The 24,812-nt window shown below is 57.0% G+C and carries 27 protein-coding genes, 1 tRNA gene and 1 pseudogene; 18 read left to right on the top strand and 11 right to left on the bottom strand.

The window, feature by feature from the left end; all coding sequences use genetic code 11:
• The first annotated feature begins 6 nt into the window (after nt 1-6).
• The 3 genes from AAC622_RS05720 (at nt 7) to eda (ending at nt 3,677) form a co-directional block, all read left to right on the top strand.
• Nucleotides 7-1,140 carry an ABC transporter ATP-binding protein gene (locus AAC622_RS05720; RefSeq protein WP_340260777.1) on the top strand — a complete coding sequence of 378 codons (1,134 nt, stop codon included), beginning with the start codon at nt 7-9 and terminating at the stop codon, nt 1,138-1,140.
• 71 nt (nt 1,141-1,211) lie between these two features.
• Nucleotides 1,212-3,017, top strand: coding sequence for a phosphogluconate dehydratase (gene edd, locus AAC622_RS05715; RefSeq protein WP_340260776.1), 1,806 nt, complete (start codon nt 1,212-1,214; stop codon nt 3,015-3,017).
• Nucleotides 3,018-3,035: 18 nt separating this feature from the next.
• The gene (eda, locus tag AAC622_RS05710) at nt 3,036-3,677 is read left to right on the top strand and encodes a bifunctional 4-hydroxy-2-oxoglutarate aldolase/2-dehydro-3-deoxy-phosphogluconate aldolase (RefSeq protein WP_340260775.1); all 642 of its coding nucleotides are present in this window, start codon (nt 3,036-3,038) and stop codon (nt 3,675-3,677) included.
• On the opposite strand, the gene AAC622_RS05705 is transcribed toward eda, so the two are convergent.
• Entirely contained in the window at nt 3,674-4,042 is a 369-nt protein-coding gene (locus tag AAC622_RS05705; RefSeq protein ID WP_340260774.1) for an MmcQ/YjbR family DNA-binding protein, read from the bottom strand. The two genes, eda and AAC622_RS05705, sit on opposite strands and share 4 nt — an antisense overlap.
• A 194-nt stretch (nt 4,043-4,236) precedes the next feature.
• On the opposite strand from AAC622_RS05705, the gene cysS reads away from it, so the two are divergent.
• From cysS to AAC622_RS05690, 3 genes are all read left to right on the top strand, one after another.
• On the top strand, nt 4,237-5,604 hold the full coding sequence (gene cysS, locus AAC622_RS05700) for a cysteine--tRNA ligase (RefSeq protein WP_340260773.1): 1,368 nt from the start codon (nt 4,237-4,239) through the stop codon (nt 5,602-5,604).
• Nucleotides 5,605-5,692: 88 nt separating this feature from the next.
• Nucleotides 5,693-7,315, top strand: a complete 1,623-nt coding sequence (gene cimA, locus AAC622_RS05695; RefSeq protein ID WP_340260772.1) for a citramalate synthase — start codon at nt 5,693-5,695, stop codon at nt 7,313-7,315.
• The gene (locus tag AAC622_RS05690; RefSeq protein WP_340260771.1) at nt 7,312-8,088 is read left to right on the top strand and encodes a squalene/phytoene synthase family protein; all 777 of its coding nucleotides are present in this window, start codon (nt 7,312-7,314) and stop codon (nt 8,086-8,088) included. The genes cimA and AAC622_RS05690 overlap by 4 nt, the downstream gene beginning before the upstream one ends.
• 2 nt (nt 8,089-8,090) lie before the next feature.
• On the opposite strand, the gene AAC622_RS05685 is transcribed toward AAC622_RS05690, so the two are convergent.
• Nucleotides 8,091-9,308 carry an MFS transporter gene (locus AAC622_RS05685; RefSeq protein ID WP_340260770.1) on the bottom strand — a complete coding sequence of 406 codons (1,218 nt, stop codon included), beginning with the start codon at nt 9,306-9,308 and terminating at the stop codon, nt 8,091-8,093.
• 100 nt (nt 9,309-9,408) lie between these two features.
• Between AAC622_RS05685 and AAC622_RS05680 the strand changes: the two genes are divergently transcribed.
• The 5 genes from AAC622_RS05680 (at nt 9,409) to AAC622_RS05660 (ending at nt 12,446) form a co-directional block, all read left to right on the top strand.
• Nucleotides 9,409-10,035, top strand: a complete 627-nt coding sequence (locus tag AAC622_RS05680) for a DNA-3-methyladenine glycosylase family protein (RefSeq protein WP_340260769.1) — start codon at nt 9,409-9,411, stop codon at nt 10,033-10,035.
• Nucleotides 10,032-10,703 (top strand): alpha/beta hydrolase, encoded by a 672-nt coding sequence (locus tag AAC622_RS05675; protein ID WP_340260768.1) that lies wholly within the window; start codon nt 10,032-10,034, stop codon nt 10,701-10,703. Before AAC622_RS05680 ends, AAC622_RS05675 begins: the two co-directional genes overlap by 4 nt.
• A 187-nt stretch (nt 10,704-10,890) precedes the next feature.
• Nucleotides 10,891-11,475 carry an HNH endonuclease gene (locus AAC622_RS05670; protein WP_340260767.1) on the top strand — a complete coding sequence of 195 codons (585 nt, stop codon included), beginning with the start codon at nt 10,891-10,893 and terminating at the stop codon, nt 11,473-11,475.
• 9 nt (nt 11,476-11,484) lie between these two features.
• Complete coding sequence (locus AAC622_RS05665) at nt 11,485-12,324, top strand: YdcF family protein (RefSeq protein WP_340260765.1); 840 nt, start codon at nt 11,485-11,487, stop codon at nt 12,322-12,324.
• 37 nt (nt 12,325-12,361) lie between these two features.
• Nucleotides 12,362-12,446: transfer RNA gene (locus tag AAC622_RS05660), tRNA-Leu, on the top strand.
• A gap of 15 nt (nt 12,447-12,461) precedes the next feature.
• Here AAC622_RS05660 and AAC622_RS05655 read toward each other — a convergent pair.
• Nucleotides 12,462-13,148 (bottom strand): haloacid dehalogenase type II, encoded by a 687-nt coding sequence (locus tag AAC622_RS05655; RefSeq protein ID WP_340260763.1) that lies wholly within the window; start codon nt 13,146-13,148, stop codon nt 12,462-12,464.
• A 616-nt stretch (nt 13,149-13,764) separates the two neighbouring features.
• On the opposite strand from AAC622_RS05655, the gene AAC622_RS05650 reads away from it, so the two are divergent.
• Nucleotides 13,765-14,421 carry a Hint domain-containing protein gene (locus tag AAC622_RS05650; RefSeq protein ID WP_340260762.1) on the top strand — a complete coding sequence of 219 codons (657 nt, stop codon included), beginning with the start codon at nt 13,765-13,767 and terminating at the stop codon, nt 14,419-14,421.
• On the opposite strand, the gene AAC622_RS05645 is transcribed toward AAC622_RS05650, so the two are convergent.
• The 5 genes from AAC622_RS05645 to AAC622_RS05625 are packed head-to-tail and all read right to left on the bottom strand — an operon-like array spanning nt 14,418 to nt 18,983.
• Nucleotides 14,418-14,990, bottom strand: a complete 573-nt coding sequence (locus AAC622_RS05645; RefSeq protein WP_340261460.1) for a nucleotidyltransferase family protein — start codon at nt 14,988-14,990, stop codon at nt 14,418-14,420. The two genes, AAC622_RS05650 and AAC622_RS05645, sit on opposite strands and share 4 nt — an antisense overlap.
• Nucleotides 14,991-15,018: 28 nt before the next feature.
• Nucleotides 15,019-16,320 carry an HlyC/CorC family transporter gene (locus tag AAC622_RS05640; protein WP_317654541.1) on the bottom strand — a complete coding sequence of 434 codons (1,302 nt, stop codon included), beginning with the start codon at nt 16,318-16,320 and terminating at the stop codon, nt 15,019-15,021.
• Between the two features lie 8 nt (nt 16,321-16,328).
• Nucleotides 16,329-17,279 (bottom strand): tyrosine recombinase, encoded by a 951-nt coding sequence (locus AAC622_RS05635; protein ID WP_340260761.1) that lies wholly within the window; start codon nt 17,277-17,279, stop codon nt 16,329-16,331.
• Nucleotides 17,280-17,291: 12 nt separating this feature from the next.
• The gene (locus AAC622_RS05630) at nt 17,292-18,842 is read right to left on the bottom strand and encodes a hypothetical protein (RefSeq protein WP_340260759.1); all 1,551 of its coding nucleotides are present in this window, start codon (nt 18,840-18,842) and stop codon (nt 17,292-17,294) included.
• Nucleotides 18,843-18,848: 6 nt separating this feature from the next.
• Entirely contained in the window at nt 18,849-18,983 is a 135-nt protein-coding gene (locus AAC622_RS05625; RefSeq protein ID WP_317654546.1) for a hypothetical protein, read from the bottom strand.
• A 168-nt stretch (nt 18,984-19,151) separates the two neighbouring features.
• On the opposite strand from AAC622_RS05625, the gene AAC622_RS05620 reads away from it, so the two are divergent.
• Both AAC622_RS05620 and aroB read left to right on the top strand, forming a co-directional pair.
• A complete protein-coding gene (locus AAC622_RS05620; RefSeq protein ID WP_445322600.1) occupies nt 19,152-19,733 on the top strand; it encodes a shikimate kinase in 582 nt (193 codons plus the stop codon).
• Nucleotides 19,730-20,845 carry a 3-dehydroquinate synthase gene (aroB, locus tag AAC622_RS05615; RefSeq protein ID WP_340260755.1) on the top strand — a complete coding sequence of 372 codons (1,116 nt, stop codon included), beginning with the start codon at nt 19,730-19,732 and terminating at the stop codon, nt 20,843-20,845. The genes AAC622_RS05620 and aroB overlap by 4 nt, the downstream gene beginning before the upstream one ends.
• On the opposite strand, the gene gpt is transcribed toward aroB, so the two are convergent.
• Genes gpt through fabI form a run of 3 tightly spaced genes read right to left on the bottom strand, consistent with a single transcriptional unit; the run spans nt 20,842 to nt 22,823 of the window.
• On the bottom strand, nt 20,842-21,360 hold the full coding sequence (gene gpt, locus AAC622_RS05610) for a xanthine phosphoribosyltransferase (protein ID WP_317654549.1): 519 nt from the start codon (nt 21,358-21,360) through the stop codon (nt 20,842-20,844). The two genes, aroB and gpt, sit on opposite strands and share 4 nt — an antisense overlap.
• A 19-nt stretch (nt 21,361-21,379) precedes the next feature.
• Nucleotides 21,380-22,000 carry a LysE family translocator gene (locus tag AAC622_RS05605; RefSeq protein ID WP_340260753.1) on the bottom strand — a complete coding sequence of 207 codons (621 nt, stop codon included), beginning with the start codon at nt 21,998-22,000 and terminating at the stop codon, nt 21,380-21,382.
• Nucleotides 22,001-22,007: 7 nt separating this feature from the next.
• Entirely contained in the window at nt 22,008-22,823 is an 816-nt protein-coding gene (gene fabI, locus AAC622_RS05600) for an enoyl-ACP reductase FabI (protein ID WP_340260751.1), read from the bottom strand.
• A gap of 153 nt (nt 22,824-22,976) precedes the next feature.
• On the opposite strand from fabI, the gene pdxH reads away from it, so the two are divergent.
• From pdxH to AAC622_RS05580, 4 genes and pseudogenes are all read left to right on the top strand, one after another.
• Complete coding sequence (gene pdxH / locus AAC622_RS05595) at nt 22,977-23,588, top strand: pyridoxamine 5'-phosphate oxidase (RefSeq protein ID WP_340260750.1); 612 nt, start codon at nt 22,977-22,979, stop codon at nt 23,586-23,588.
• A 220-nt stretch (nt 23,589-23,808) separates the two neighbouring features.
• A pseudogene (locus AAC622_RS05590) lies at nt 23,809-23,973 on the top strand (cold-shock protein); the annotation flags it as partial.
• Between the two features lie 152 nt (nt 23,974-24,125).
• On the top strand, nt 24,126-24,335 hold the full coding sequence (locus tag AAC622_RS05585; protein ID WP_340261458.1) for a cold-shock protein: 210 nt from the start codon (nt 24,126-24,128) through the stop codon (nt 24,333-24,335).
• Nucleotides 24,310-24,798, top strand: coding sequence for a DUF192 domain-containing protein (locus tag AAC622_RS05580; protein WP_340261456.1), 489 nt, complete (start codon nt 24,310-24,312; stop codon nt 24,796-24,798). Before AAC622_RS05585 ends, AAC622_RS05580 begins: the two co-directional genes overlap by 26 nt.
• Nucleotides 24,799-24,812 lie beyond the last annotated feature (14 nt).

Genomic DNA, 24,812 nt, shown 5'->3' with positions numbered 1-24,812 from the left:
CTGAAGATGACCGATTTGAAACTGAGTGCCGTGGAAAAGGCCTATGGGAAGGTCAAGGTGCTGTCTGACATTGATCTTGAGATCAAGACGGGCGAATTGGTTGTTTTCGTTGGCCCCTCTGGCTGTGGGAAATCCACGCTGTTGCGGATGATCGCGGGGCTAGAGCGGATCACGGGCGGCACTTTGGAAATTGATGGGATGCGCGTCAATGATATGCCGCCCTCGCAACGTGGGATTGCGATGGTGTTCCAATCCTACGCGCTTTATCCGCATATGAGCGTCTATGATAATATGGCCTTTTCCCTGCGGATTGCAGGGCAGGGGAAAGAGGCCATCGACAAGGCCGTGCGCGCCGCTGCCGAGAAATTGCAGCTTGGCAGCTTGCTTGATCGCCTGCCCAAGCAATTGTCAGGCGGTCAGCGGCAGCGCGTGGCAATTGGCCGTGCCATTGTGCGCGACCCCAAAGTGTTCCTTTTTGACGAGCCTCTGTCGAACCTAGATGCGGCTTTGCGTGTGGCGACCCGTCTTGAGATCGCGCAGCTTAAAGAGGCGATGCCAGAAACCACCATGATCTATGTGACCCATGATCAGGTTGAAGCCATGACTTTGGCAAGCCGTATCGTGGTCTTGGCAGGTGGCGGTATTGCGCAGGTCGGTGCGCCGCTTGATCTCTACGAGCGGCCCAATTCCACATTCGTGGCGCGGTTTATCGGCAGCCCTGCGATGAACCTGCTCTCGGGTGAGGTGGTTGGCACAGGCAAAACCACCAAGATCCGCACGGATCAAGGCGGCGGGATCATCACAGCCGCCATCCCGACCCAAAAGGGCGATGAAGGGTTGAAGGTTGAGATCGGCATCCGTCCCGAAGATTTTGTCGCCGCCGAAGGGGATGATTTCGCTTTTGAGGGGCGTGTCGGCATCACCGAAGCGCTTGGCGAAGTGACGCTTCTCTATTTCGACAGCAAAGGCAGCACGGGCGATGATCCTGTGATTGCAAAACTTTCGGGGATTCACCCCTCAAAGCGCGGGGAAGTTCTGCGACTGGGTGCAGCACCTGAGAAAATTCACCTTTTCCACAAGGGAATTTCGCTGCTTTATCGCGGTGAAAAGGTGTTTTTGCCGAATGTAGCCCCGCATTGAGTGCGATTTCCCTCTGGCATAGTTAGCGCTAACATATTATAGCAAGCCTCAGAAGATGGAGGTTTTTGTCTATGTCCTTGGATACCCGTATCGAAGCTGTCACCGCGCGGATCATTGCGCGCTCGCAAGGGCCGCGTAAGACCTATCTGGATCGGATGCGTGCAGCGGCCGCCGATGGTCCGCGCCGTGCGCATTTGACCTGTGGCAATCAGGCCCATGCTTATGCGGCGATGGAGGGGGACAAGGATCCTTTGGTGGCGGCACGCGCGCCTAATCTTGGGATTGTGACCGCCTATAACGATATGCTTTCCGCGCATAAGCCCTTTGAGGCTTTCCCCGAACGGATTAAGGCCGCAGCGCGGGCCAACGGGGCCACGGCGCAGGTTGCGGGCGGTGTGCCTGCCATGTGCGATGGGGTCACCCAAGGGCAGGTGGGGATGGAGCTAAGCTTGTTCTCCCGCGATGTAATCGCCTTGGCCGCGGGTGTCGCGTTAAGCCATAACACCTTTGACGCGGCAATTTATTTGGGCGTTTGCGATAAAATCGTCCCCGGTTTGGTGATTTCAGCGGCAACATTTGGCTATTTGCCATCCATCTTTTTGCCTGCAGGGCCGATGACCAGTGGTCTACCCAATGATGAAAAGGCGAAGGTGCGCCAGAAATTCGCCGCAGGCGAGGTCGGGCGCGAGGAATTGATGAAGGCCGAGATGGCCTCTTATCATGGGCCAGGCACCTGCACCTTTTATGGCACGGCCAATTCCAACCAAATGCTGATGGAATTCATGGGTCTGCATTTGCCAGGCGCCAGTTTCGTGAACCCGCATACGCCCTTGCGCGACGCGCTGACCGATGCAGGGGTTGCGCAGGTGGCTAAGATCACCGCGCTTGGGGATCAGTATCGCCCTGTTTGCGATATTCTGGATGAAAAGGCCTTTGTGAACGGTCTTGTTGGGTTGATGGCCGCAGGCGGGTCGACCAATTTGGTCATCCATTTGGTCGCCATGGCCCGCGCGGCGGGTGTGATCCTAGAGCCGCAGGATTTCGCGGATATCTCTGCTGCAACGCCGCTGATGGCGCGGGTCTATCCCAATGGGTTGGCCGATGTGAACCATTTCCACGCTGCGGGCGGTTTGGGCTTTATGATTGGCGAATTGCTCGATGCGGGCTTATTGCACCCCGACACCCAGACAGTGATGGGGCAGGGTTTGGCCCATTACACGCAAGAGCCAAAACTAAGCGATGGCGGGGTGGTGTATAAGGCAGGGCCCAAGACCACGCTGAACGAAAAAATTCTGCGCCCTGCGAAGGATGCCTTCCAAAGCACAGGCGGGCTTGTGGCGCTTAAGGGCAATTTGGGCGAAGGTGTGATGAAGGTGTCCGCTGTCGCCCCTGAGCGTCAGGTGATCGAAGCCCCCGCCGCAATTTTCCATGATCAAGCCTCGGTCAAAGCGGCGTTTCAGTCAGGCGATTTGAACCGCGATGTTGTGGTCGTGGTGCGGTTTCAAGGGCCAAAGGCCAACGGGATGCCAGAATTGCACAACCTGACACCGATTTTGGCGGTGTTGCAGGATCGTGGCCACAAGGTGGCCTTGGTGACGGATGGCCGTATGTCGGGCGCATCGGGCAAAGTGCCTGCCGCAATCCATGTCAGCCCCGAGGCGTTGGATGGTGGTTTCCTTGCGCGGTTGCAGGAGGGCGATATGATCCGCGTGGATGGTGTCAAAGGCGTGCTTGAGGCTCTGGTGCCTGATCTGGCAGATCGCGCCGCTGTCACACCTGATCTCGGCGGCAATGGCCACGGGATTGGCCGTGAATTGTTTGAAATCTTCCGCGCCCATGCTGGCCCCGCCTCAAGCGGTGCTGGTGTTGTCGTGTAGAAAAGGGAAAGGGGTCCCATGACACCGCAAGAGCAATCAAAATTCGCGCGGGGCCTTGCGGCCCACGCCCCCATCATTCCCGTTTTGGTGATCGAGGATCTCGCCCATGCGGTGCCTTTGGCCCGTGCCTTGGTTGCGGGTGGTCTGCCTGTGCTTGAGGTCACATTACGCAGCGCCTGTGCCTTGGATGCCATCGCCGCCATGTCTGAGGTTGAGGGTGGGATTGTGGGCGCAGGCACGATCTTGACCCCTGCCGATATGAAGGCCGCAAAGGCCGCAGGGGCGCGTTTTGCGGTTAGCCCCGGCGCGACAGATCGTGTCTTGGCCGCGGCAGAAGATGAGGCGCTGCCGCTTCTTCCAGGCGCTGTCACCGCGTCTGAGGTGATGGCGCTTTATGAGCGCGGCTATGATATGCTGAAATTCTTCCCCGCCGAGGCGGTTGGCGGGGCGCCTGCGTTGAAATCCATCGGCGGGCCAATCCCGCAAGTGGCCTTTTGCCCCACGGGCGGGATCAGCCTTACCAATGCGCCAAGCTATCTGAGCCTGTCCAACGTGCTGTGCGCAGGCGGATCATGGGTCGCGCCAAAGGCGGCCATGGCCGCAGGGGATTGGGAGGCAATCACCTGCCTTGCGCGCGAAGCGGCGGCATTGCCCCGTTAACCCTTGAATTGCGCCGCATCAAAGGGCGGCAGGCTGGCCTGTTGGCTTGGGTTTAATTCTGCCCGAACCTGCGCATAGCTTTGCGTGATATAGCGGCGCAGCTCATGCGGGCTTGTGTTGCGCCACTCAACCATCACCCAGCCCCCGCTTTTGAGATAGGGGGCAGAGACGGCCTTGCCTTGTTGGATCATTTTTTGCGCCTCTTGGGCCGATCTTGCGCGGATAGACACGCCCGTGCTGCCTTTGGTGTAAGCAGCAAACATCTTCTCGGCCACTGTCCAGACATACATGTCTGGGCCAAATGGCTCTGCCAGGCGCGCACCAGGCAGGGATTTGCAATGGCGCTCGACAAATTCTTCAAACATGGCCCTAAAAATGTGCAATTTCTTATCAAATGCAAGGAATTTATGCGGCACTTGCCTGAGGGTTGGGTTGCGTTGACGGGAACGGGCGCGCGAAGGGTTATTTTCAATTCCAAAACAACCTGATAGGGCAATGGCGCTAATTCTGCTGTGGCCGCAGTGCCGCCTCAGGCTCAGGGAGAGGGGCAATCTAAGCGATGGGTGAGATCAAGCTTCGCAATTCTATGACGCGCAAAATCGAGGTTTTCGCCCCGATTGATCCAACGAATCTGCGCCTCTATGTTTGCGGGCCAACTGTCTATGACCGCGCCCATCTCGGCAATGCCCGCCCTGCGATTGTGTTTGATGTGCTGTTTCGGTTGCTGTGCCATGTCTACGGCAAGGATCATGTCACCTATGTGCGCAATTTCACCGATGTGGATGACAAGATCAACGCGAAGGCCCGTGAAACAGGGCGCGCGATTGGCGAGATCACCGAGGAAACCATCGGTTGGTATCACGCGGATATGGATGCCATCGGCGTCTTGCGCCCCACCCATGAGCCGCGCGCAACCGAATATATCCCGCAGATGATCGCGATGATCGAAGACCTGATCGCCAAGGGTCACGCCTATGCGGCTGAAGGGCATGTGCTGTTTTCTGTGGGCTCTTATCCTGACTATGGCCGCCTGTCAGGGCGCACAGTCGAGGATATGATCGCAGGCGCGCGGGTCGAAGTGGCGCCCTATAAACGCGATGCGATGGATTTCGTGCTGTGGAAACCATCCGATGCGGACACGCCCGGATGGGACAGCCCATGGGGGTATGGCCGTCCGGGATGGCATATTGAATGTTCGGCCATGAGCCATGAATTGCTGGGGCCGCATTTCGATATCCATGGCGGCGGCAATGATCTCATGTTCCCGCATCATGAGAACGAGATCACGCAAAGCTGCTGCGCCCATCAAGGCGCGGGCTTTGCCAATATTTGGATGCATAATGAAATGCTGCAGGTCGAGGGAAAGAAAATGTCCAAATCCTTGGGCAATTTCTTCACCGTGCGCGATTTGCTGGATCAGGGCGTGCCGGGCGAGGTGATCCGCTTCGTGATGCTGTCCACGCATTATTCGAAGCCCATGGATTGGACAGCGAAGAAGGCGGCGGAGGCGGAGAAGACGCTGCGCAAATGGTATGCACAGGCCGCTGATGCGCCGCAGGGCCCTGTGCCTGACGCGATGCTTGCGGCGCTGTTTGATGATTTGAACACACCCCTCGCGATTACGGCCTTGCATCAGATTTCGCAGTCTGGGGATGCTGCATCCTTGCGCGCGGGCCTCTCGATTTTGGGTCTAGCCTCTGTCGGGGTGCCTGATTGGGCAGCCTCCCCCGATGTTGATCTTTCGGCATTGGAGGCGCAGTTGTTTGCCGTGCGTCAGACTGCAATGGAGACTAAAGATTTCGCGCCTGTTGACGCGCTGAAATCTGCCCTGACCGATGCGGGGGTCGAGGTGCGGATGAGTAAGGAGGGGGTTGAGTTGATCCCGACCGCGAATTTTGACCCGTTGAAATTGGAAGGTCTGTTGTGAGTGGCCTTTGGAACAGAACTGCGCCCGCCCCGTGGGGGGCGGTGCGGGCGCTGCCTGCGCTTTGCGCAGGCAAAACATGGGGGGCAACATGACCCGCGACCGCCTCTATATCTATGACACCACCTTGCGGGACGGGCAGCAGACCCAAGGGGTGCAATTTTCTACCCAAGACAAGCTGCGTATTGCCGCGATGCTCGATGATCTGGGGGTGGATTATATCGAAGGGGGCTGGCCCGGCGCCAACCCCACGGACAGTGCCTTTTTCGAAGCGGTGCCTGAGACCCGTGCAACCATGGCGGCCTTTGGTATGACTAAACGCGCAGGCCGCTCTGCCGCGAATGATGATGTTCTGGCGGGCGTGATGAATGCGGGCACGGCTGCGGTTTGTCTGGTGGGTAAAACCCATGATTTCCATGTGACCGAGGCGCTTGGGATCAGCCTTGAAGAAAACCTCGAAAATATCCGCGCTTCCATCTCCCATCTCGTGGCCGCAGGGCGCGAGGCGCTTTTTGATGCAGAACATTTCTTTGATGGCTATAAGGCCAATCCAGATTATGCATTGGCCACCATTCACGCGGCGCACGATGCAGGGGCGCGGTGGATCGTTCTGTGCGATACGAATGGCGGCACTTTGCCTGATGAGATTGCCCAGATCACGCGGGCGGTAATCGCCTCTGGCGTGGCGGGGGATCGTTTGGGCATTCATACCCATAATGACACCGAAACCGCCGTTGCGGGCAGTTTGGCCGCGATAGCTGAGGGCGCGCGCCATGTTCAAGGCACGCTCAATGGTTTGGGCGAGCGCTGCGGCAATGCCAATCTGACAACGCTGATTGCGACCCTGCTTCTGAAAGAACCCTATTGCAGCCAATATGAAATTCGTGTCGGCGAAGCAGGGTTGAAAAACCTGACCCGTGCCTCGCGCTTGTTGGATGAAATTCTCAATCGCGTGCCACAGCGCCAAGCCCCCTATGTGGGAAGCTCCGCCTTTGCGCATAAGGCGGGTTTGCATGCTTCGGCAATCCTGAAAAACCCCGCCACTTATGAACATATCCAGCCCGAGTTGGTCGGAAATGCGCGGGTGATCCCGATGTCAAACCAAGCGGGGCAATCCAATCTGCGCCGCCGCCTGAGCGAGGCGGGGATCATGGTGGATGATGGTGACCCCGCGCTTGGCCAAATCCTAGAGGAGATCAAAGCGCGCGAGGCGGCAGGGTATTCCTATGACACCGCCCAAGCGAGTTTCGAATTGCTTGCGCGGCGCGCCCTTGGCCAGATGCCCCGCTTTTTTGAGGTCAAACGCTATCGCGTGACTGTTGAACGGCGCAAAAACAAATATGACAAGATGGTCAGCCTTTCCGAGGCGGTCGTGGTTGTGAAAATTGGCGATCAGAAAATGTTGTCTGTCTCTGAAAGCATGGATGATACAGGATCAGATCGCGGGCCCGTAAATGCGCTCTCCAAAGCCTTGGCCAAGGATTTGGGGCCGTATCAAAGCTATATCGACACGATCCGTCTGGTTGATTTCAAAGTGCGGATCACCCAAGGGGGCACCGAGGCGGTTACGCGTGTCATCATTGACAGCGAAGATGATACAGGGCGGCGTTGGTCGACTGTGGGCGTTTCTGCGAATATCGTGGATGCGAGTTTCGAGGCGCTTTTGGATGCGGTGCATTGGAAACTGATCCAAGACGGGGCGCCTGCATCATGAGCCAAGATTTGGCGCGGCTTGCAAGCGTGATCGAGCGTGGCGATCCCGAGCGGTTCTTGGCCGTGATGGCCGCGCCGCCCGATCTGCGCGCCCGTCTTTTTGCAATTTATGCGGTAAATTTGGAAATTGCGCGCGCGCCCTATGCCTCGCCTGAGCCATTGGTGGCACAGATGCGCTTGCAATTTTGGGCGGATCTGTCCGATGCATTACAGGCGGGACGGGCCTTGCCTGCGCATGAATGGGCGGCCCCTTTGGCGGCCAGTTTGCCCGCGCGTGATGCGGGGCTTTTGTCCGATCTTGTGGCGGCACGGATGCGCGACACCACCAAGGATGGCTTCGCAAATGAGGCCGCGTTCAGCGCCTATATCGAGGCCACGGGGGCAGGGCTTTTGTGGATGGCTGCGCGCAGTTTGGGGGTGCAGGACATGTTCGAGCCTGCCATTCGTGCGATAGGTTGGGCCATGGGGTTGGCCAATTATCTGCGCGCGATCCCCGCGCTTGAGGAAAAGGGGCATGCCCCTTTGCATGATGGTCGCCCGTCCACTGTGGCCCATTTGGCGCGAATGGGGCTTGGTAAATTGCGCGCCGCGCGCATAGAGCGGGGGATGATCCCCGCCCATGTGACGCCCGCGCTATACGCGGCATGGCTGGCAGAGCCTATTTTGAAAAAGGCGGCTGCTCATCCTGCCCTTGTCGCGCAAGGCGGGCTAGAGCCATCAGAGGCAGGCAAGCGTCTGCGCCTTGCCTATGTTTCCCAGACAGGGCGCTGGTAGGGTCAGGCGGCGGCCTCATCAGCGGGGCGCAGCACAAGCCAGATTAGGGCAGCGCCTGCGAGGGCCAAAAACGGGATCATTGCGATATTGACCGCATTCCACCCTGCAAGGGTGGTTTCCCCCAAAGACATCAAAACCCCTGATGACAGCGATGCAAGGGTGACGCAGCCAAAGACCAGAAAATCATTCAAGCCCTGCACGGGTCCCCGCTCATGCGCAGGATGGGCTTGGGTCAGCATGGCGGTTGCGCCGATAAACCCAAAATTCCAACCAATGCCCAAAAGAACAAGCGCGATAAAGAAATTCGTCAATTCAACGCCCATCAAGGCCACCACGCCCGCAAGTGCAAGTAAGGATAGGCCAAACGCCACAACCCGCACCGCGCCAAATCGCGCGATGACATGGCCCGTGAAAAACGAGGGGGCATACATCGCGATCACATGGGCAGAGACGATATCTGCCGCGGTTCCGGTCGGAAACCCGCATCCGACAACGGCCAAAGGGGTCGATGTCATCATCAAATTCATCAAAGCGTAGGAAACCATGCCGCAGATAATCGCAACGGCGATTTTCGGGTCGCGTAGCAATTCGCGGCGGCTGCGGGCCTGCGGCGCATCCGCGCTTGGGGCTTTGGGGGGTGGCACATCGAGGAAGAAGAACAAGGTGACACCGATGAGATTGATCAAAACCACAGAAAGGTAAGTGCCCAGAAAGGGCACAACAGTGGCGTCGGACGTGAATTTGACCAATTGCGGCCCGATCAATGCCGACAGAAGGCCGCCCGCCATGACGTAGGAAATGGCGCGCGGGCGAAAATCGTCCGAGGCGCTATCTGCTGCTGCAAAGCGGTAAAATCCATGCGCCGACATATAAATGCCCGTCAGATATGAGCCGATTAGGAAGACCGCGAAATTGTCGAGATAGAGGCCTAAACTGGCAATGCCCGCCCCTAAGGCCCCGCCAAGCGCGCCAACAAAGAACCCAACCCGCCGTCCATATTTTTGCATGAGCGCCGACAACCACGGTGCAGTGGTCATCGAGCCAAAGACGATCAAAGAAATCGGGATCGTGGCCAATGCGGGGCTTGGTGCGATCATCAGGCCCGCAAGCCCGCCCACCACAAAGATCATCGGCATTTGCGCGCCAAGGAAGGCCTGCGCAAGGATCAAAACGAAAACATTGTGTTTGGCGGCGCGATCATCAATTTGCGCAGTGGTCATTGGGTATATTCATTCTTTGGCACATATGGGCACAGGGCTAGGCCTTTCTGCGCATCAGGTCTAGGGTGGAATGCAAGATTTTGCTGCGACAGGTTGAACAATGGATCAGGCTTATCATCTCAAAGACGAAAATTTGCTGTCTGATGGGTTGGCCGCCCTGTGCCAGATTGAAGCTGCTTTTGCCCGTGTTGATCCTGCCCGCGTCACCTTGCGATCAAGAGAGGCGGGGTTTGTGGCCCTCGCCAAGGCGATTATCTCGCAGCAGGTTTCAGTGGCCAGTGCGAATGCGATCACCGCGCGCCTTGCAGAGGCGGGAATGTTACAGCCAGATGCGGTTTTGGCAGCATCCGAGGCCGATTTGCGCGCGCTTGGCCTCAGCCGTCAAAAGGCAGGGTATATGCGCGCTTTGGCCGAGGCGCGGATTGATTACGCGCGGCTGCACAGCCAAAGCACCGATGAGGTGGTGGCCGCTTTGACCGCTGTCAAAGGGATTGGCCGTTGGACGGCAGAAATTTACGCGATTTTTGCCCTTGGCCATTCCGATGCCTTCGCCGCGGGTGATTTGGCCCTGCAAGAGGCGGCGCGCGTGTTGTTTGATCTGCCGCAGCGGCCAGATGAGCGGCGCTTGCGCACCATGGCGGCGCCGTGGTCGCCGCATCGGGCCATTGCCGCGCGGGCGCTCTGGGGCTACTACCATATGGTCAAAGAACGTGAGGGGGTCGCATGACGCGCGCATTGGATTACAAAAGCAGCGAGCCGCAGTCAGGCTATATCGCCCGCGCGGTGATTTTCGTCCATGGCTATGGCGCGGATGGGGCTGATCTTTTGGGATTGGCCGATCCGATGGCCCCACATCTGCCTGACACAATGTTCATCGCCCCTAATGCGCCCGAGGCCTGTTCGGTTAATCCGATGGGGTATCAATGGTTCCCGATCCCGTGGATTGATGGCTCATCCGAGGAGGATGCCCGCTCAGGGCTTGCGCGGGCCTTTGATGATTTCAATGCGTTTTTGGAACAGGTGATGGAAGAGAATAACCTGACACCGCGCGATGTAGCATTGGTTGGGTTTTCGCAAGGCACGATGTTGAGCTTACATGTCGCGCCGCGCCTGGAAGATAGCCTGCGCGCAGTGGTTGGGTTTTCGGGCCGCTTGTTGGAGCCAGAACGCCTGAAAGAGGAGGCGGAGTGTCGCCCGCCCGTATTGCTGATCCATGGCGATCAAGATGATGTTGTCCCCCCACAAGCCTTGCCCGACGCCGCAGAGGCGCTGCAAGAAGCAGGCTGGCGTGAGGTTTATGCCCATATCATGCGGAGCACAGGGCATGGGATTGCGCCCGATGGGTTGCAGGTTTGTCTGGCCTTTTTGCGCGATAAATTCGGGCTCGAAGATTAGACGCACGGGGTGGGTGCCTCCAATGTCACAAAAGTGACGTTCAGTTTCGTTACCCTTGGGATTGTGACCACATAGATGAAGGGGCTTGCCAGATTGCAATGCCCATATATAGTGGGATCAATGCTGGAGCGGGGCTCCCGCTCTGGTGCTTGAGGTGCAGGCAAACAGAGCGGAGACGGAGTTACTCATGGATGGCGATTTCAGGACGGAATTTACGCGCGAACCCGCATCGCTAAAGCAACACCCTGCTTTGGTGCTGAACGCGGATTACCGCCCCCTGTCTTATTATCCTTTATCCCTTTGGCCGTGGCAGGAAGCGGTCAAAGCGGTATGGTTGGATCGGGTGGATATCGTGGCTGAGTATGACACCTTCGTTCATTCGCCAACGACCAAGATCAAAATCCCCTCTGTTGTTGTTCTCAAAGATTATGTGAAACCTCAAAAGCGCGTGGCCTTCACGCGCTTTAATCTTTTTTTACGGGATCAATTTTCTTGCCAATATTGCGGCTCGCGCGGGGATTTGACCTTTGATCACGTTGTGCCGCGCGCGCGAGGGGGCGTTACATCTTGGGAAAATGTTGTGGCGGCCTGTGGTCGGTGTAACCTGCGCAAGGGGGCAAAAAACCTGCGTCAGGCGGGTATGAGCCTGCGCCAAGCCCCGCGTCAACCGGGGGCGGAGGAGCTGCGCAATCTGGGCCGAAAATTTCCACCCAATTATCTGCATGAAAGTTGGTTGGATTTCCTGTACTGGGATGCAGAACTCGAAGCGTGAAAGGCTGAGATGGGGGAAGACCTTTTTTACGTCGCGTCTAAACTGATGCGGTTCGCGCTCTATGTTGAGTTATGGCCACATATCTTGGGGGGGCTTGGGGTGATGGCGCTGCTTGTGCGGTGGCGGCGTGCCGCGCTTTGGTTCTGGCTCTTATCGCTTGGCTTTGTGGGGTTTGTGATGGCCGCGCCTGTGGATCGTTGGATTGCAGGGCCGCTTGAGGCGCGTTTTATGGCCAATCCTGATCTGACAGGGGCGCGCGGTGTTTTGCTGATGACGGGGGCCGAGAATACGGATCGCACCGCCCGCACGGGCCTCGTCAATACGGGCGAGGCGGCGGATCGTATTTTGGCGAGCATTGCCTTGGCCCATGCCCTGCCGAATGTGCCTGTGATTGTGGCAGGTGGACAGGGGCGGCTTGATCTTCAAGGCCATTCTTTGAGTGAGGCTGAAGTCAGCGCAAGGGCCATTCGTGAGGCGGGGATTGCAGCTGAGCGCCTCACCCTCGAATCGCAAAGTCGCAATTCAGCCGAGTCAGCAATGAATGTCGCCGCGATTACCCGTGAGATCACCCCCGATTTGGCCAATCAGAATTGGATCATCGTGACATCGGCGATGCATATGCCGCGCGCGATCTCTAGCTTTTGTGCGGCGGGGTGGCGCAGTTTGATTCCTTATCCCGTGGATCATAGTCCGATGGCGGATCAGTGGTTTTCTGGGGAATATCGCGATAAGATCGCGGTTATGCGGCGCGCATTGCATGAGCGGGTCGGGGCTTTGGTCTATCGCTTTACAGGGCGCGCGGTGAGCGAAGATCAAACTTTCGCACTTGGCTGCGTGTTGACCCGTTGACGCGCCCCCGCGCGCGGTATAGGACGCGTTGCACAGAGCCCGAGTGGCGGAATTGGTAGACGCAGTGGATTCAAAATCCACCGCCTAACGGCTTGCCGGTTCGAGTCCGGCCTCGGGTACCAAACTCTGTTTTTCCCTTATTCCCAACGCGCAATGATCTGATCTGTCAGATCGGTCATATCGCGCGCGATGATGTCGGGTTGCGGTATTTCAGCAAGCGGCAAGGGCGCATTGCCTGTGCGGTGCAAAAACGCGCCGCGATAGCCGCAGGCCTGTGCGCCGATCGTATCCCAGATATGGCAGGCAATCATACACAACTGAGCAGGGGCAAGGTTCAGCGATGTGGCGAGATGTTCATAAACCGCGGGGGCGGGTTTGAAGGCTGCAACCTCGGCCACGCTGAAATTTCCGTCAAAAAAGCAGTCTAGCCCCGCGCGAAACAGGGCCGATTCTGCGCCAAGGGGGGAGTTGGTCAGTGTGACCAACCGAAAACCCGCCGCACGCAAGTGCGTTAATCCTGCCTCCACATCCCCATGGGGCGGCATATGGGTCAGGGCATGGCCAAGCGCCGCTGTATCATCCTTGTGAACCGCGATACCTTTTACTGTGGCCAGCATTGTAAAGACCGCCATGCCCAGTTCACCAAACGGGCGGTAGTGACCCGCGAATGTCAGGGTTTGGGAATAAAGGATCAATTCAGAAAACCAGACCCGCATCATGGCCGCATCGCCAAAGGCGCGGGCAAACACAGGTTCAAGCGTTGTCAGGTCAAGCAATGTTTCATTGACGTCAAAGACGAGGGTCGGGCGGTCAGTGGTGTGCATGGGGCCTCACAAAGCGGGAATGGGCGCAATCAGCCTAGCGCGTGATCTGCGCCATGGCAAAACCAAGTCAGCCTTCAATGTTTTGCGTGTGAGGGGCCCCGTCAAACTTGGCCCAAGTGAGAAACATTCTGTTTCTCTTCAGCCACGTTGGGGGAATGTGGGGCTGAATCTCGTGGCAACACTTGGAATTTGGGGGCTGCTCTCAATGTCACCTAGGGGAAGCCACATTGAGAGCAGCGGGGTATTAGGGGTGCCTTTATGTTTAGGGCTTTACGGCTATTGACACCAGTTGTCGAAAGTATGGGGTTGGTTATCCTTTGCTGCATCTTCACGCTTTCGCACCCGTTGCAGGCGGGCGTCTTGGTTTTGCAGCCAGACCGTCCTAGGTGGGGCGAAGAGGTGGAAAAATGTGTTAATATTTTGCATGAATAATATATACAGGTATCGGCCATACGGAATCGGGGGCATGGATTTCAAATGGTCATGAAAGCGCCGTAAGAGCGCCCTAGACTCGCAGCAATTGAGGCAGAGAACAGGCATGTGGCCGTCAAAATTTGGCGCCTCGGCTGAGTCTAAGCCGTGCCATCGAGTTAGTAATGAATTTTGGAGTAAAAAAATGACAGCACAGCCCCAATCCTATTTTCATGTACAAGACCCGCATACTGCCGTAACGCCCTGCTTCACGCCGAGCACGATGATTGCCACGTTGCGTGGCGAACGCGCGGTGGAGACATTGCAGCAGGGGGATAAAATCGTCACCCGTGACAATGGTGTGCAAGAAATTGCTTGGATTGGTGGCCGTATTTTGGGGCGTGCAGATATGCAGCGCGCCACAAGCTTACGCCCCGTCCTTTTGCGTGCGGGCTGTTTGGGACATGGACTACCCGTGCGTGATATGTTGGTTTCGCCCAGTCACCGCATTTTGTTGATGCCTGAACATCCCGCCGCATTGGCGGGCGAAAGCCTGATTGCCGCGCGCGATCTGATTGACCACCGCGAGGTGATGGCGGTCGATACGGTGCGGGTGAATTACATCCATATCATGTTCGAGCATCATCAAATCGTGATGTCTGACAGCATTTGGACAGAAAGCTTTCACGCAGAAACTAAAACATTGCGGGGCATGGATGCGGCGCAGCGGCGTGAGATCTTGTCTCTCTTCCCAGAGTTAGAGACAGAAGAAGGCCAAAGCGCGCAGGCAACCGCCGCCCGCCCGATTGTTGATTATGCGTCCGATATTAGGACGGATCGGATGATGCGCAATATTATCTAAGCCCGCGATTTGCGCCACGCCGCCCAATCTTCGGGCGTATCAAGATCTGTTGTCGCGCGGGTTTCGGGCAGGGGGATGTGTACAACGCGCGCCCCATGTTGCTCTAGCACCGCGCGCGCGCCCTGATCCCCTGTCACTTGGGCAAGTTCGGGCAGAAGATCGCGGGGAAAGACAATTGGATGTCCTGCGCGGCCTTTATTGTCAGCCGCGCGCAAAATGGCATCTGGATGCATTTGTGCGAAGGTGAGCATCAGATACAGGTCATGTGCGGTCACATCGGGCAGATCTGCCAACAGGATCATCACCGCGCAGTCAAGCCCCGCAATCCCTGCTTTCAAACTGTCACTCATGTCGCGCCCTGCGGGCAGGTGGATGATCTCGACATCCGTGAAATCTTGAATTTCTGCGGCGCGGTCTGTTTGACCCTCAGCCAGAATCACACGCACCGCAGATGCACCCGCCTTGCGTGCCCGCGCCACCATGAGGCGCAGCAAGGCTTGGCCATCGACATCTTCCAACAACTTGTCGCGACCCCGCATGCGGCTTGACCTGCCTGCCGCGAGAACCACGATTGCGGGCGCTTTATGCGGGATCGGATCAGCCAAGTTTGCGAATTTTGATCTGGGTGAGACGGTTGTTCTCACGGGCCACCACCTCAAAGCGGAAGCCATGAAAGGAAAATGCCTGACCGATGACAGGAATTGTTTGCGCCTCGTGGATCACCAACCCTGCCACAGTGTTGGCCTCTTCATCGGGAAGGCTCCAATCTGTGGCGCGGTTGAAATCACGAATGGTCATTGCCCCATCAATCAAGAAATGCCCATCGGGGCCAGGTTTCAATTGCGGCGCTTCATCCACATCAAATTCATCGGTGATTTCACCCACAATCTCCTCAAGGATATCTTCAAGCGTGATCAAGCCGCGCAAAGCGCCGTATTCGTCCACTACCAACGCGAAATGCGTTTTGCGGCGCAGGAATTGGCGCATCTGTTCGTCCAATGTGGTGGTGTCAGGCACGAAATAGGGTTTCATGGCCACATCGGTGATACGGAAATTTTCGATCCCCTTCGCGTTTTCGCCGCGCGTCAGCCCATCCATGGCGCGCAGCAAATCCTTTGCATGGATCACGCCAATGATATTTTCCGTCTCGCCGCGATAGACGGGCAGGCGGGTATGGGGGGATTGCAAGGCTTGGCTCAAGATTTCCTCAGGTGTGGCATCAGCATTGATCATTTCGATCTTTGAGCGATGCAACATGATTTCCTCAACCATCCGCTCGTGCAAATCTAGCGCGCCAAGCAAGCGGTCGCGATGTTCTTTTTCCACCGCCCCTTCGGAATGGCCCAGCGTGATCGCCCCTGCGATTTCCTCGCGCGCTGACAGGATTTTACTGTCAGGGTCGGTTTGCACGCCAAAGAGGCGCAAGACCCCGCGCACCAAAATTCGCACCGCGCCCACAATCGGCGAAAACAGGAAAATCACCACCGCAATCACGGGGGAGACGCGGGCGGCGGTCTTTTCGGCATTGGTGATGGCATAGGTTTTGGGCAGCACTTCGGCAAAGATCAAGACCAACAGGGTCATGACAAGCGTGGCAAGCGCCACGCCCGATTCCCCAAACAGGCGCGTGAACAGGGCGGTCGCCAAAGAAGCAGCCAAGATATTGACCACATTATTGCCCAATAGAACCGATCCGATCAGCCGCTCGCTGTCTTCGGTCATGCGCAAGGCGCGCTCAGCCCCCTTTGAGCCCCGATCCGCCTGTGCGCGCAATTTCCCGCGTGAGGCTGCGGTCAATGCCGTTTCAGAACCTGAGAAAAACGCAGACAGCACCAAAAGCCCCATAATCGAGGCGGCGCTTATCCAAAGGGCAGAATCAAACGAAATCGTTTCAGTCATGGGGCCTATCAATTTTCAGTCGAGGCAGATGTCTGATCCGCCAAAGGGTGATGTTCGAGCACGAGTGCTTTTAACCGCTCATCTAAGATATGGGTATAGATTTCGGTCGTTGCGATATCCGCGTGACCCAAAAGGGCCTGAATGCTGCGTAAATCTGCGCCACCGGCCAATAGATGGGTGGCAAAGGCATGGCGCATACGATGCGGGGTGACCGATTGCGGTGGCACACCTGCATCACGGGCAATTTCCTTGATCAGCGTGTAAAACCGCACCCGCGTCATGTGGCCTTCTTTGCTGCGGCTATGGAACAGGTAGCGCGAGGGTTTTGTCCCCCCCTCGCGTGTTGCGAGGTCTTCCAATGCATCGCGGCGGGCAAGCCAGGATTGCAACGCCAAACGCGCGGATTGCGTCAGTGGCAGCATCCGTTCCTTGCCGCCTTTGCCCTTGATCAAGATCAGCTTGGGGTCACCCCGCACTGCGGCCACGGGCAGGGTGACAAGCTCGCTTACGCGCATCCCTGTCGCGTATAAAATTTGCATCATGCAATGGTTGCGCAACCGATCATCGGCACTGCGCCCATGAATTTCAGCCTGTGCTAAAAGCTGATCCACGGCCTTATGGCTGAGGGTTTTGGGCAAAGATTGCTCACGCGCGGGCCCCTTGATTTTGAGGCTTGGGTTATCGTTGCGCAGGCCTTCCTCAAACAGAAATCGACACATTTGTTTCAGCGCAGACAAGCGCCGCGCGCGCGTGGCGCGTGACAGCCTCCGAACCTCCAGATCGGCAAGATAGGTTTCGATCCCATCTCGCGTGACGCTAAGGAAATCTGCTCCGTGATCGGTGAAAAATGCCCGCGCATCGTCCAAATCACGGGCGTAAGCCAAGAGCGTGTTTTGCGCTGCGTTCAACTCGGCTGCTTGCGCCTCAAGGAATTGGGTGATCAATCTTTGATCTGTCATGATCGGGCGCTCTTATCCGTTTCTATCGGGCAAGAGATATAGCTGAAGTGCCGCGCGCCGCGCGCTGTCTTCTAGACCCAAATAGCGCAAGACCCGCAATGCATCTGAGAGATCGTCTAAATCTGCACCATCCCCTGATAGGGTGAGGGCTGCGAGCAAAAGCGCCTCTCCCGCGCGATTGCCTGTAATCAGGGGCGCATAGCGGTCAGGCAGCGCAATTTCGTCAAATCCCGCCGCAAGGGCCATAACCCGTGGGCTTGCCGTTGCGGGCAAATTGGGCATCTGCCCGCGCGCCAAAGCAAAGGCCACCGCCTCATCTGCGGATTGCGGCACCGCACGCAGGGCAAGGCTTTCGTAATTGCGGGAGAGGAGTTCGATTTTGCGGGCGAGGATCGCCGCCTCTCCCACCAAAGGTTGGCGGCCAAGCGGGTCGGCGTAAAGCTGTGCGAAAGCGGGTAAAAGCCCGGTGGGGCCAAGGGCATCCACCACGCGCGCAAGGCTGCGGGCAATGGCCGCCACATCACCCGCAAGGAGGCTTGCATCAAATTCCTGAAGGGCTGCAACGCGCTCCCAAATCCCGCCCGAGGCGGAGGGGCGGCGCGAGGTGGCAATGGCCAACCATTGGCTTGGCTCAATCGCGCCTGCGCGCAACAGGCGTTCTGCGGCATCAAGCTGTGCGCGCCACCCCGCCTGCGGGGCGAGGTCGGCATGGGCAAAGGCCAAAGGCAGCCCAAGCGAGGAGGGGCGTTCTGCAATGGCCGCGCGCATCACATAGCGCAGCGGTGTTATGTCGGGGTCTAGGGGCAAGGGCGGCTCCCCCTCGAATAGCTCGGGATCAAGGAAGCGCGCGATCAAATCCGCCTCATCTTCGGTGATGAACCCCAAGGCAACGCCTGTGCCCATTGAGAGCGCCGCCGCGGACCAATCGCCTGAACGGGCCAAGCAAAAAATCCGTGCGGGATATGTTGGTGCGATGTCAGGGCTTGCGCGCATCGCGGCACAGGCACGATCTGCCTGCCCCAAAAGAAGCGAGACATCGAACCAGCGCCGAAATACCTCGCCGTCTTCTACGCCCGCGCGTTCGATCAATGCGCGGGCAGGCTCAAGCGCGCCGCGCGCCAAGAGCATATCAATCCGCGCCAAAAACAGATCATCTGCCGCCGCATCATTGCCCCCAAGAGGGGGATCAAGCTCGGACAGGGCCAAACGTTCGGTTAAATCCAAAATGGCGGGCGGCCCTGTCATCGGCAAGCGGCGAAACAGGCCTGCAAGCTCGGCACTATCAGATTGGCCCCAAAGCCCACTGGGAAAGCCCGTAACCCGCGCAGGCAAAAGCCCCACGGCGTTGCGCGTGATCGGCCCTATCGGCATCACGCGGATATCTTCGGTGACAATTTCTGCGGCAACATCGGGGCTGCGCGGCGCAATCGTGTCGGAAAGCCAACTGGGCGCAATATCCTGCGGGGACATTTGCGGCGTTTGTGCCGCCATTGGCAGCGCAGGCAAAAGCCAAATCAGACCTGCCACAAGCCCCCAAAATGTTCCGCCCCTCAGCCTGCGCATGATCTGTTACTCAAGCGGGATAGAGATTGTGTCGCGCAATTCTACTGTCTCGGGCTGCATCAGGCCCGAATAGCCATATCCCAACAGGCCAACAGCAGTGAGCAGGATTAAAATCACCAATCCCATGAACAGCTTAACCATATTTCTCGTGCCTCTGCCTTCTGCGCTTATTCTCGCGCGGTTGCTTGCTTGCGTGTCTGTCCCCCAACGCGTATTGCGTGGAATAGTAGACGATCTTGCGCCAATATAGGGGAGTTCGCGCAGAATTTCTTGGGGGAATTTTGCGAAATCTTCGCAAATGCATAAAGGATGCACAGGGTGAACGGGCAAACACGGGCTGAAACCGCCTATAATTTGCACAAAACCGTGGTTTTGGTCGGGATGCCAGGCTCGGGCAAAACCGCTGTCGGGCGGGCCTTGTCCGCACGGCTTGGGGTCGAGTTGCGCGATTCTGATACTGAAATTGTCGAAAGCGCACAGATGAGCATCGCCGAGATTTTCGAACGCTTCGGCGAGCCGTTTTTCCGTGACCGCGAAAGCAAAGTCATTGCACGGCTACTGACGGGTGCGCCTGCAGTTCTGTCTACTGGCGGGGGGGCGTGGCTGTCGCCTGAAAACCGCGATTTGATTTCGGCGCAAGCGGCGGTCTCGTGGTTGGATGCCGATATTGAGCTTTTGTGGTCGCGGGTGCGCCACAAAACCACGCGGCCGCTGCTCAATGGGCCTGATCCGCGCGGCCAGCTTGAGGCTTTGATGGTGGCGCGCCGCCCTGCCTATGAGCAGGCTGAATTGCGCCTTGAAATTGCGCATGACTGGTCGATTGAGGATACGACCGATCATGTGCTGCGTTTGCTTCACGCTCATAATGTCTTGTCGGAGGTCGCAACATGACATCCACAGTGCGGGTAAATCTGGACAGTCGCAGCTATGATGTGGTGATTGGCTCTGGTCTGATTGCGCAGGCGGCAACCCATCTTGCGCCTTTGTTGCGGCGTCCAAAAGTTTGGATCGTAACCGAGGATCGGGTGGCGCCCTTTCATTTGGCCCATCTTGAGGCGGCCTTGAGCGCAGGCGGGATTGCCGCACGCGCGCTGACTTTGCCTGCGGGCGAGGGCACAAAATCATGGCAATATCTGACGCAGACCGTTGAATGGCTGCTCGATGAAAAGGTTGAACGGGGCGATATCGTGATCGCGCTTGGCGGCGGTGTGATCGGGGATCTCGTTGGTTTTGCCGCTGCGATCCTGCGCCGTGGCGTGCGCTTCGTGCAGATGCCAAGCTCGCTTCTGGCGCAGGTCGACAGTTCGGTTGGCGGCAAAACGGGCATCAACACGCGACATGGCAAAAACCTCGTTGGTGCCTTTCATCAACCTAGCCTTGTTTTGGCAGATATTGATCTTTTGTCCACTTTGGCCCCGCGTGACTTTTTGGCGGGTTATGGCGAGGTGGTGAAATACGGCTTGCTTGGCGATGCCGCGTTTTTCGACTGGCTTGAGGAAAACGCCCGCGCCATGGCCGCAGGTGATTTGGCCTTGCGCGAAGAGGCGGTGCGTTGGTCAGTTCAGATGAAGGCCTATATCGTGGCCCGCGATGAGACAGAGCAGGGGGATCGCGCACTTCTTAATTTGGGCCACACCTTTTGCCATGCGCTTGAGGCAGCCACGGGATATTCTGATCGCCTGTTGCATGGCGAGGGGGTGGCGATTGGGTGCGCTTTGGCGGCGGAATTATCGGCGCGCTTGGGGTTGTGCCCGCAGGAAGAACCATCCCGCATCCGCGCGCATCTGGCCGAGATGGGCATGAAGCGCGATTTGGCGGATATTGAGGGCGATTTGCCCGATGCAGACGCGCTGCTTGCGCTGATGGCGCAAGATAAAAAGGTGCTTGAAGGGCAGCTGCGCTTTATCTTGATGCGCGGCATTGGCACATCCTTTGTGACCTCAGATGTGCCGCCTGATGCCGTTAAAACACTTTTAGTTGAGGCGCTTGGCGCGCGCAATTAATCCTTGCCGCGATAAGGCTCGACATATTGCAGGGCCATATCCCATGGAAAGAAAATCCATGTATCTTGGCTGACACCTGTGATGAATGTGTCGACCATAGGCTCGCCCTTAGGTTTGGCATAGGTCGTAGCAAAATGCGCCTTGGGGTAAAGTTTGCGCACCAGTTCAAGGGTTTTTCCTGTATCGACTAAATCATCCACGATCAGGACGCCCTCACCATCCCCCATCATGTCGACATCTGGGCTTTTGAGAACCTCTGCCTCGCGGCGCTGATCGGCCTTGCCGCCGCCAGAATGGTAGGATTTGACGCTAATCGTATCCACTGTGCGAATATCCAATTCGCGCGCCACAATCATTGCAGGGGCCATGCCGCCGCGTGTGATGGCAACCACCGCCCGCCATGACCCATCAGGCCCAGGCCCGCGTTTGTCCAAGCGCCACGCAAGCGCGCGCGCATCGCGGTGCAATTGATCCCACGAGACATGAAAGCCTTTCTCATGTGGCAAACGATCCATGGCACTGTTTCTCCTTTGATCAACCAAGGGCAAGCTTGGCACCCATAAGTGCAAGAAGCCCGCCAAATATACGCTCAATCACGGGTTTGAAACCCAAATAGGCACGCCGTGGCCCCGATAGCGAGAAAATACGCGCCACAATCAGGTTCCAGCCTGCGTCATTTACAAAGATCATGCCCAACACCACCGCATAGACCCAGTGATCTGGATTGGCGGGCAGGAAGGTGAGGAAGATCGTGCCGAAAAACACGGCGGGCTTGGGATTGGCAAGCTGTGTCGCAATGCCAAGCCAGATCAATTTCGCCGCCGATTTTGGGGTCTCATCCGCGGGGATTGGCGTGACCTCAAAGGGCAGGGCGGCGCTGCGCCATACCCTGAGAGCAAAGTAAAAGAGATATCCCGCCCCAACCAGTTTTAACCCCAAAAGCACGGCAGGGGCGTGTTCGAACAGAATCGCAAGGCCAAAAATGGCGGCTACGGCCCACAAGCAGGCCCCAACGCCAAAACCAATGGCGAGGAAAACTGCGCTATCAAACCCATCGCGCGCCGCGCTGCGGGCCGCCAAAAGTGTTGTAGGGCCGGGGCTCATGGCGGCGGCCAGATGCACCAAATAAATCGCGAGAAATGCCGCGACTGTCATTGCGCCCCTAGTCCTTGCGTCCCGTCACCACATCAATATCAGGTGCATCCACCGCTTTCATGCCCACTACGTGATATCCTGCATCAACGTGCAAATTCTCGCCCGTCACACCAGAGGCGAGATCAGACAACAGATAAAGCGCGGATTTGCCCACATCCTCGATGGAGACATTGCGGCGCAGCGGCGAATTCAGCTCGTTCCATTTGAGGATATAGCGGAAATCGCCAATGCCCGAGGCGGCCAAGGTTTTGATCGGCCCCGCGGAAATAGCATTCACGCGGATATTCTGTTTGCCCAGATCTTCGGCCAGATACATCACGGACGCTTCAAGCGCGGCTTTCGCGACCCCCATGACGTTGTAATGCGGCATCACCTGTTCCGCACCATAATAGGTCAGCGTCAGCGCCGAGCCGCCATTGGTCATTAGCTTTTCGGCGCGCTGCATCACAGCGGTGAAAGAATAGACCGAAATATTCATCGTCATTTCGAAATTCGCGGCACTTGTGTCCACATAGCGGCCACGCAATTCGTTTTTGTCGGAAAATCCAATGGCGTGAACGATGAAATCGAGACTGCCCCATTTGTCTTTGAGAGACTCAAAAACCGCGTCTAGGCTGTCATTATCCGTCACATCGCACGCTAGAACCACATCGGAACCCAGTTCCGCCGCCAAAGGTTGCACCCGCTTGAGCAGTTGTTCGCCTTGATATGAAAACGCCAATTCGGCGCCATGCTCTGCAAGGGCTTTTGCAATCCCCCACGCGATGGATTTGTCATTTGCAAGGCCCATAATCAGCCCGCGCTTGCCAGTCATAATCCCCATGCCGCCCTCAATCCTTGTCGCTATTGTTGGGTTAGGAAGGGTTTAGACCTTTGGGGTCACAGCTTCAAGATGTCCCGTCAGCCTTGAAGGGGGGGCGTATGCGCTCTAGGTTGAGACGCGACAGAAATGCCGCAATAATAAAAGAGGCATAGCATGACCGATCGCACAGGAATTTTTGCAGGGGATGATCCATTCGCCATTGCGCGCGAATGGATGAAGGAGGCTGAAAAAAGCGAACTCAACGACCCTGATGCGATTGCCTTGGCCACGGTTGACGCGCATGGCCTGCCCAATGTGCGCATGGTTTTGCTGCGTCAAATTGAAGATGACGCTTTCGTTTTTTTCACCAATTACGATAGTAAAAAGGGCCAAGAGATCAGCGCGAGCGGCAAGGCGGCCTTTGTGCTGCATTGGAAATCCTTGCGCCGTCAGATTCGGGTGCGGGGTATGGTGACCCGTGAGGATGGGGCGCAGGCGGATGATTATTTCGCCTCACGCTCTCTGAAAAGTAGGCTTGGGGCATGGGCCTCGCGTCAATCACAGCCCTTGGACAGTCGCGCCTCATTGATGGCGGATGTTGCTAAAATCACCGTTGAGAAAGGCCCAAACCCACCGCGCCCCCCATTTTGGGGCGGATTTCGCATCAGACCTGTTGAAATTGAATTTTGGGCCGATGGTGCATTTCGTCTGCATGATCGGTTTCGGTGGACGCGTGTTCTCGGGGCAGATGCATCGAATTGGACAGTGCAGCGGTTAAACCCTTAAATTGCGCGAGGGCGGGACGTTTCTTGCTGAGAAACGCATCAACTGCGCCATCAGAAAATGCTTAATTTGATTATTTTTAGGGGGTGATTTTGCATAAATCGCCATTAATTATATTTTTTCGACATAAATTTTAATTTCTTCTTGCGGATATATTCACTTTGGGCCAAATCCTTAGGCAGGGACGGATGGGCTTAGGCCCGAAGACATAGGATGCACCACAATGACGGAAGTCGATCGCTACGTGGGGGTGGCGGTTCGTGGCAAAGTGAAATGGTTTGATGCCACCAAAGGGTATGGATTTATCCTTGCCGATGACGGTGGCCCAGACATTTTATTGCACGCGAATGTATTGAGAAATTTTGGCCAAAGCTTTATTGCTGAAAATGCATATGTCGCGGTGGTCGTGAATTACACAGACCGCGGTGCGCATGCGCAGGAGGTGTTGTCATTAACACCGCCAAGCGAGCAAGAGGTGGATTTTCACCTGCGTATTGATATACCGCAGACAGATGCACCTTTCGTTGCGGCGCGGGTGAAATGGTTTACAAGGCAAAGGGGTTTGGCTTTGCGAATGAATTTGGCATTGCCGATGACATATTTATCCATGTCGAGATTTTGCGCCGCTTTGGCTTTGCCGATTTGCAGCCGGGCGAGGCGCTTGCCGTTCGCATTGTCGATGGCCCGCGTGGTAAAATGGCCGCAGAGGTGCGCGCGTGGGATTATGTGCAGCACGAGAATTTGGATTAGCACGGCGGCGGCCCTTGGGTTGGCTTTCAGTGCGATATCTGCGCAGGCGGCCTGTCGCCCCGAACGGGTCGAGATCAAAGCTGATTTCGGGACGGCACGCTTTACAGTGGAAATCGCAGACGACCCGCAAGAGCGCGCAGTCGGTTTGATGAATCGCCCCGCACTGCCGCGTATGGCGGGGATGTTGTTCATCTACGAGCGTCCGCAGCCCGCTAGCTTTTGGATGGAAAACACCCTGATCCCTCTCGATATGCTGTTCATCGATTCGCGCGGGCAGGTGGTTCACATCCATGAAAACGCGATTCCCCTTGATCGCACGCCCATCCGTGGCGGTGATGAGATTCTCGCAGTCCTGGAAATCAATGGTGGCATGTCAGAAATGCTGAATTTGCAGGTTGGTGCGGTGATCCGCCACCCGCAAATGCCACAACAGGGTGCTTTGTGGCCCTGTGAAGTTCAATAGAAGTGCATGAGTGC

Source organism: Roseobacter sp. HKCCA0882 (assembly GCF_037805225.1).
Taxonomy (GTDB): domain Bacteria; phylum Pseudomonadota; class Alphaproteobacteria; order Rhodobacterales; family Rhodobacteraceae; genus M30B80.
This window is presented reverse-complemented; position numbering and strand designations above follow the sequence as displayed.

Excerpts from the sequence above, each read along its gene's own strand:
- AAC622_RS05720 (WP_340260777.1), top strand. The coding sequence starts at position 7 with ATGACCGATTTGAAACTGAGTGCCGTGGAAAAGGCCTATGGGAAGGTC.
- edd (WP_340260776.1), top strand. The coding sequence starts at position 1,212 with ATGTCCTTGGATACCCGTATCGAAGCTGTCACCGCGCGGATCATTGCG.
- eda (WP_340260775.1), top strand. The coding sequence starts at position 3,036 with ATGACACCGCAAGAGCAATCAAAATTCGCGCGGGGCCTTGCGGCCCAC.
- AAC622_RS05705 (WP_340260774.1), bottom strand. The coding sequence starts at position 4,042 with ATGTTTGAAGAATTTGTCGAGCGCCATTGCAAATCCCTGCCTGGTGCG.
- cysS (WP_340260773.1), top strand. The coding sequence starts at position 4,237 with ATGGGTGAGATCAAGCTTCGCAATTCTATGACGCGCAAAATCGAGGTT.
- cimA (WP_340260772.1), top strand. The coding sequence starts at position 5,693 with ATGACCCGCGACCGCCTCTATATCTATGACACCACCTTGCGGGACGGG.
- AAC622_RS05690 (WP_340260771.1), top strand. The coding sequence starts at position 7,312 with ATGAGCCAAGATTTGGCGCGGCTTGCAAGCGTGATCGAGCGTGGCGAT.
- AAC622_RS05685 (WP_340260770.1), bottom strand. The coding sequence starts at position 9,308 with ATGACCACTGCGCAAATTGATGATCGCGCCGCCAAACACAATGTTTTC.
- AAC622_RS05680 (WP_340260769.1), top strand. The coding sequence starts at position 9,409 with ATGGATCAGGCTTATCATCTCAAAGACGAAAATTTGCTGTCTGATGGG.
- AAC622_RS05675 (WP_340260768.1), top strand. The coding sequence starts at position 10,032 with ATGACGCGCGCATTGGATTACAAAAGCAGCGAGCCGCAGTCAGGCTAT.
- AAC622_RS05670 (WP_340260767.1), top strand. The coding sequence starts at position 10,891 with ATGGATGGCGATTTCAGGACGGAATTTACGCGCGAACCCGCATCGCTA.
- AAC622_RS05665 (WP_340260765.1), top strand. The coding sequence starts at position 11,485 with ATGGGGGAAGACCTTTTTTACGTCGCGTCTAAACTGATGCGGTTCGCG.
- AAC622_RS05655 (WP_340260763.1), bottom strand. The coding sequence starts at position 13,148 with ATGCACACCACTGACCGCCCGACCCTCGTCTTTGACGTCAATGAAACA.
- AAC622_RS05650 (WP_340260762.1), top strand. The coding sequence starts at position 13,765 with ATGACAGCACAGCCCCAATCCTATTTTCATGTACAAGACCCGCATACT.
- AAC622_RS05640 (WP_317654541.1), bottom strand. The coding sequence starts at position 16,320 with ATGACTGAAACGATTTCGTTTGATTCTGCCCTTTGGATAAGCGCCGCC.
- AAC622_RS05635 (WP_340260761.1), bottom strand. The coding sequence starts at position 17,279 with ATGACAGATCAAAGATTGATCACCCAATTCCTTGAGGCGCAAGCAGCC.
- AAC622_RS05630 (WP_340260759.1), bottom strand. The coding sequence starts at position 18,842 with ATGCGCAGGCTGAGGGGCGGAACATTTTGGGGGCTTGTGGCAGGTCTG.
- AAC622_RS05625 (WP_317654546.1), bottom strand. The coding sequence starts at position 18,983 with ATGGTTAAGCTGTTCATGGGATTGGTGATTTTAATCCTGCTCACTGCT.
- AAC622_RS05620 (WP_445322600.1), top strand. The coding sequence starts at position 19,152 with ATGCACAGGGTGAACGGGCAAACACGGGCTGAAACCGCCTATAATTTG.
- aroB (WP_340260755.1), top strand. The coding sequence starts at position 19,730 with ATGACATCCACAGTGCGGGTAAATCTGGACAGTCGCAGCTATGATGTG.
- gpt (WP_317654549.1), bottom strand. The coding sequence starts at position 21,360 with ATGGATCGTTTGCCACATGAGAAAGGCTTTCATGTCTCGTGGGATCAA.
- AAC622_RS05605 (WP_340260753.1), bottom strand. The coding sequence starts at position 22,000 with ATGACAGTCGCGGCATTTCTCGCGATTTATTTGGTGCATCTGGCCGCC.
- fabI (WP_340260751.1), bottom strand. The coding sequence starts at position 22,823 with ATGGGGATTATGACTGGCAAGCGCGGGCTGATTATGGGCCTTGCAAAT.
- pdxH (WP_340260750.1), top strand. The coding sequence starts at position 22,977 with ATGACCGATCGCACAGGAATTTTTGCAGGGGATGATCCATTCGCCATT.
- AAC622_RS05585 (WP_340261458.1), top strand. The coding sequence starts at position 24,126 with ATGGTTTACAAGGCAAAGGGGTTTGGCTTTGCGAATGAATTTGGCATT.
- AAC622_RS05580 (WP_340261456.1), top strand. The coding sequence starts at position 24,310 with ATGTGCAGCACGAGAATTTGGATTAGCACGGCGGCGGCCCTTGGGTTG.